This is a genomic window from Desmonostoc vinosum (genome assembly GCF_059505385.1).
The window spans coordinates 75,933-81,932 of record NZ_JCACKM010000298.1 but is presented as its reverse complement, the minus strand read 5'-3'; the positions used below and the strand labels follow the sequence as shown (position 1 = coordinate 81,932).

Annotated in this window: 3 protein-coding genes; all 3 read right to left on the bottom strand. The window is 43.0% G+C overall.

From position 1 onward, the window contains the following. Nucleotides 1-61: 61 nt before the first annotated feature. The 3 genes from AC5JMF_RS31180 to hetF all read right to left on the bottom strand — a co-directional run bounded on the left by AC5JMF_RS31180 (nt 62) and on the right by hetF (nt 4,928). A complete protein-coding gene (locus tag AC5JMF_RS31180) occupies nt 62-1,789 on the bottom strand; it encodes a succinate dehydrogenase/fumarate reductase flavoprotein subunit (protein WP_495799575.1) in 1,728 nt (575 codons plus the stop codon). Nucleotides 1,790-1,944: 155 nt separating this feature from the next. Then, on the bottom strand, nt 1,945-2,262 hold the full coding sequence (locus AC5JMF_RS31175) for a hypothetical protein (protein ID WP_495799574.1): 318 nt from the start codon (nt 2,260-2,262) through the stop codon (nt 1,945-1,947). A 146-nt stretch (nt 2,263-2,408) separates the two neighbouring features. After that, entirely contained in the window at nt 2,409-4,928 is a 2,520-nt protein-coding gene (gene hetF / locus AC5JMF_RS31170) for a cell division protein HetF (RefSeq protein WP_495799573.1), read from the bottom strand. Between the last annotated feature and the right edge of the window lie 1,072 nt (nt 4,929-6,000).

Genomic DNA, 6,000 nt, shown 5'->3' with positions numbered 1-6,000 from the left:
TCTCTGATTCTCTAAGTACTTTTTTCTGAGCCTGAGCTTTTAGTCCAAACTCCAGCTTTAGCTAATATTTTCTTTCCTGTGGTTCAAACATAGTAATCGTCACCGGGCGATACTGGATATCAATACCTGCTGGTGAATAATAAGCCATTGTATGTTTGAGAAAGTTAGTATCATCTCGTTGAGGATAATCTTCGCGGAAGTGAGCGCCACGACTTTCTAGGCGATTTAAGGCCGATAATAAAATCGTTTGTCCCACTATCATTAAACTTCGTAATTCTAAGGCTTCGACAATTTCTGTATTCCAGCAATCGCTCTTGTCATCTAAATAAATTTGTGGATATTGCTGTTGTAATTCTTCAAGTTTTTGCCAACCTTCACGCATTAATCCTTCAGTGCGAAAAACGCCGCAATATTGAGTCATGCAATCTTGGAAAGCTTGACGAACTTGGTTAATACGATATTGTCCTGGCTGTTCTAATAAAGCTTGGATTTGTTGCTGAGCTTCTTTTCGATAATGTTGCTCGTCTACAGAGGGTAACTTGCGTTTTTGCACGTATTGAGCGATCGCAGCCCCAGTCCGCTTGCCATAAACTACACATTCCAACAAAGAATTACTACCGAGGCGATTGGCCCCATGCACAGAAACACACGCAGTTTCTCCAGCCGCAAAGAAGCCTTCTACCAAGCTATCACCACTACTACGCACTCGACCATCAATGTTAACTGGAATGCCACCCATACAATAGTGAATTGTCGGGCGGACTGGCATCGGCTGAGTTACGGCATCAACACCAACAAGTCGATGGGCTTCTTCCCAGCAGAAGGGGACACGGCTCATAATTTTTTCCTTGCCCATGTGCCGCAAATCAAGATAAACAAAAGGCCCGCCTGCACTGCCATCAGGATGAATACCACGACCAGCGCGAATTTCGTAGGCGATCGCTCGTGAGGTAATATCACGAGGAGCCAGTTCCATGCGACTAGGCGCATAGTTGGCCATAAAGCGATCGCCCTGGCTATTAATCAGATACGCCCCTTCCCCACGCACTGCTTCGGAAATTAATACCCCTACCGGATACAAGCCAGTGGGATGAAATTGCACAAATTCCATATCTTCGAGTGGCAAACCGGCGATCGCGGTCATTGCCAAACCATCGCCTGTAGAAGCGTAATCATTAGATGTAGTATTATAAACGCGACCATAACCACCAGTAGCAAACATCACTGCTTTAGCGCGTACTACCTGAATATCGCCATTTAAAAGGCTGTACATTACTACACCCTTCGCTTCGTTTTCTTCCAAAATTAGGCGTATTACGTACCACTCTTGGTAAATTTGCACACCATAACGTCGTAAATTGTTGACCAATTCGTGCAAAATAGCGTGACCAGTCTTGTCGGCGGCGTAGCAAGTACGGTTATGAGAATGCCCACCAAAAGCTCGTTGGGCGATGCGACCATCACTCAAGCGAGAAAACAAAACACCCATGTGTTCCAGGTCAATCACCACATCTGGGGCTTCCTGGGCGAGAATTTCCACTGCATCTTGGTCTGCTAAATAATCAGAACCCTTGACAGTATCAAAAGCATGTGCTTCCCAAGTATCAGTAGAATCCACATTTTTTAAAGTTGCAGCGATACCGCCTTGGGCAGCGACGGAGTGGGAACGAATCGGATGGGTTTTGGCAACCACAGCAACATTTAACCTGGGATCAGTTCGAGCAATCTCCACAGCCGCACGGCATCCCGCTAATCCACCTCCAATAATCATGACATCGTGTTCCAGCATAATTAGCCTCCAACTGCAAAAGACTGCTGTTCTATTGTAGAAATGTGAGCAATTAGTGATGCGTGATAAACGTATTTACAAAAAAATTCCCTGCCTGTAGGCAGGGGATAATTCAAAATTCCCAATGAAGAAATATAGTTTTGGTAGGCAGCCTGTCAGCTAGCGGCTTGTACAGGTTTTTGCTGAGAAACATTACCGGGTATGGGTTGGGTTTTGGTTCCTGGTTCTATAGCAGTTAATTCAATATGATTTAACAATGTAGTCACAAAGGCAAATAGTAAGAAAGGCAGCGATAGTAGAACGACAAGGCCTACGGTTGCTAAAGCATAAACGGGTCGTTTAGCACCCATCAGCGCCAATGCAGATGCCAAGCTAATGGTAATTGTGATTAACCAAACAATTATCTGACCGTAGATATCACCAAAGGTCAGGGTACAGACAAACCGATAGTTTTGAATATTATTAATGTTCATTACATTTGCCTCATGTCTTGCCTATAGGTTCTACGTTAGAGCCAGGTTTGGCTTAGAGACAATTTCTAAATATTTTTCCAAGGTTTGTAATATCGCTTCACAATCAGGTTTTATTGGCAAAGGAGCATGAAGCAGGGGGAGAAATTTCATGGTTGTTCATCTTTTTGCTGGAGAAGAGATTGCCAATCAGTAATCGCTTGCTCTGTCCATAACCAATTTGTAGCTAATTTATCTATTTGAAAACCAAGTGGGTCATACTTAATAACCATTTGGCGTAACTTGATTGCTTCACTTATGTACTGTGTTTGTTTAGTAACAGGTTGTCCTTGTGCAGTTTTATACAACCCAAGAGCTAAGCCAGCGTAAGAAGTTAAAGCATCTCCAGATGCTGCTGTATTTGCAGATATTGCTGCATTAGAGGCTGTATTCTGCTGTTTGATAGCTAAATTTAGCGCTTTGAACCAAGAATCATTAGCTCGATTTATATCGCCTTCTGTGTAATAAGCAAATCCTAAAGCGTTATTATACAAAAGCGATTCTGGTTTAGCTTTCACGGCATTTTCCCAGTAGCGGCGAGCATCATCGATGCTGTATTTATTCTCTCCAGTTTGGAGAAACTGCCATGCTAATCGTCCTTTGAGAAAGTTGACAGCTGGATCATCAATTTGCTTTTGGGGAACAAGATTGAGGGCAGTTTCAGCCGACAGAAGTGCGCCTCGGTTGAGTAGTTCTTCTACGGCGGCAAGTCCTGCTTGTAAATCGCCTTGGTTTAATTTTTCAGTGGCAGTGGCGGTGAGAATCCCAGTTGGTACTTTTTGTGAGTTAATAGTTGAACGATCGCCTAAATTTTGAGATTGGGGAGGAACAAGGGGAATGTGTGGCAATTTTGACCAAGGTCGATTGTGCCACCAATTTAAACCGATCACAACTGCGATCGCGCTCATGCTGACAATACCTAAAATCGGCCACAGCTTATAGCGTCGGTGACGTCGCCTTGATAAGGCTGGTTGTGGTGATGACAGATGAAGATGATCCCAATCTTTTTTCAAGTTTCCAGAATTTGGAGTTACCTTTGCTACTTCTTCACCCCACAACTCTGGTTCTTGATCCCCAGAAGTCGTTTCCTCTGGAATTTGCTTTTCCTGAAGACTATTTTCATGAGTTTCTGATGCTAGTTCCGCAGTTATGGGAGTTTGCTCAATCGCGGCTTTTTGCAGATCTAACTGGCGAAACAAATCTGAAACAATCGCAGAATCTTCTGCATAACTTGGGTCATCATACTCAATTTCATCAACGAGATCACCCCAAGTATCTTCACCCAACCAGTCTAACTCTGAAGAGTCCCGTGCTAAACCAGCAGGGAGCATTTCTTCGAGCGCTAGTGGTATATCAGTATCATCAGCTACAGCAGCATAAATAGAATTGGGAGTTGCCATTGTTGATGAACTGTAGTGGTTTAGCTGTTCGGCACTTTCGTTTAGCTCAATTTCTTGGCTGAGAAACCCATCAAATTCTCGTTGCAGATACAAAATTGGTAGTGCCCAGTACATTTGGTGAGAACCATAGGCAGAAATTAAACCTTGGCGCACCCGACTGACACACAAATCGACAGGATATCCTTGACTCAAGTTACGGTAAAGTAATTGTGTGAGTGTCAGTGCTACTTCATCAGGAATGCGTTCTGACATTGCCAAAACGCTTCTAATTCCGCGTTTTACCAAACTTTCTGTAAGGTTGCGTTCACCCGTATCTCCAGCAGTATCAGATGTAGCAGTGTATGCCCCAAAACAGGAATTAAATACTGCCATTTGGATATTATTGTTGACGAGCAAGCCTGCTAAATCGTCCCCACTCAAAGTTTCCGTTAAGCCAGTTCTGTGACTGACAAGATAAATTTCTCCACCATTGGGGCCTAAGTTACTATGACCAGAATAGTGCAGAACATGATATCTTCCTTGTTCTAAGGCTTGGGTCAGTTCTTCTCGTCCTGGTTGGTCTAAAATAGCAAGTTCAATTTCTGGTAAATGAGAACCATTTTCAGTGGGTCGGAGTATTTGACGATGCAGTTCAGCTTGTAGTTTAATAACTTCTTGTTTTAATAGATCAAGACGGACTTGATCTGTGGGGGAAGCAATTACCATCAATACTTTTACCCCACCTTCTTCTGGTGGCATCGGGATATTTTGCGATGGTAGGCGAGATGCTGGGAGAATTCCACTTTGGAAGCGAGAAAAAGCGACATAAGGCCCTGTTGCGAGGGGGCGATCGCCTGCGTGCATCACTTCCCAAGGCAAACGAGCCAATCTAGTATCTTTGAGTCCTAAACGCAAGCGCAGTACCTGTTGGTGATTCTGAGCAATCCCTTGGGCAGTAATCCAACTATCCCTGAGAGTACCTTGAAATAGCGCATTATAAAATTGCTGACCTAATGCCACCAAATTCACAGAATTTCTAGCGATCCCAGCGGCGGATTGCGTCAAAGTATCTCCCTGCAACACCGACCGCAGAGGGTCATTCATCAGATGTCCAGCAGCCATCAGCCAATCAGCCACAGGCCAAGTCACCAATTCTTCCGCCAATGGTACTCCAGGCGCGACTTGTTCCGTCCGCACCAAGTAGTCATTTTGTCCTACTGGAGTTACCGAAATGTGAAATTCCTGGGTCACGGCTTCTCCTGTGCGCTTTTTAAATCTGGTTTGAAACGCGAAAGTTTCAAGTCGATTTTTTGCTCCTTCTGATACTTTAGATGCATCCCGCTAATGAATGTTTCTGACTTGGTGTTGTTTTAATTTTTCTGCCTCTACAACTTTATCGCCAATTCAAGGGTTTAAGATCCCTACATTTTGTCGTAGCTTTGGTTTCAATCAGGATTTAAATTAAGAGTCTGTAGCAAGATCCCGCAGCGTAATATTTTCAATTTTCAATTTTTAACCGGATTGGATTACTACTGCCAAGAACACTTTATTGGTAGATGCACCTTGATCTTCAACTCCCCTGGTTGGCTAACACCCACTAGGGGTTTTTTCAATTTTGGTAAACGGTAGCAACTCGTGGTACAGCATTTAGGAAACAATGGTGCTTCACCTTAAAATATTTTATTGATCTATCCACCTTCAAAACTTATACCATTTTGGCTTTTAAATTGTGAAAGAGTTACTGGATAAGCTTTTCACCTATCCATATGTCGTAATTATTTATCAAATTAGGATCACACAACATCAATGATATTTAGAACAGTAAAGGTATGAGGGTTTAAGGGTGTAGGTAAAAGTTTTTTCCCTAGACCCCTACTCTCATACACTCATAATCACACACTCAGCATCAACAAATACCAAGTGTGCGTAAGTTCTGACCTTGATCTTCAGCTCTCCCAGTCGGTAGCAATCCACTATAGCTTTTTAGCACCAAATGACAATCAACCTTTTTCTAAATTTATCCGGAGCTTAGTGGTTAAACCTAGAACATTTAATTGGTAGATGCACCCTGATAACTAGCTCCCCCGGTTGGCTAACACCCACTGGGGGTTTTTTATATGTTTCTGAATCAGCAATAACTGCCAACATCACCTTTTTTTATAGAGCATACTAGGTTGCATTTGGCAGGCATATCCCGATAACTAGCTCCCTTGGCTGATTAACATTCACTGGAGGTTTTTCAAGTGAGTAAACAGCAACAACTTCAAACTACACAAATTTATTTAGTGGATAGTAGTCAGCCTGAGAATTTCTAATTGGTAAG

What these genes read in the sequence shown, in the direction of transcription:
- AC5JMF_RS31180 (WP_495799575.1), bottom strand. Translation starts at nt 1,789, where the DNA reads ATGCTGGAACACGATGTCATGATTATTGGAGGTGGATTAGCGGGATGC.
- AC5JMF_RS31175 (WP_495799574.1), bottom strand. Translation starts at nt 2,262, where the DNA reads ATGAACATTAATAATATTCAAAACTATCGGTTTGTCTGTACCCTGACC.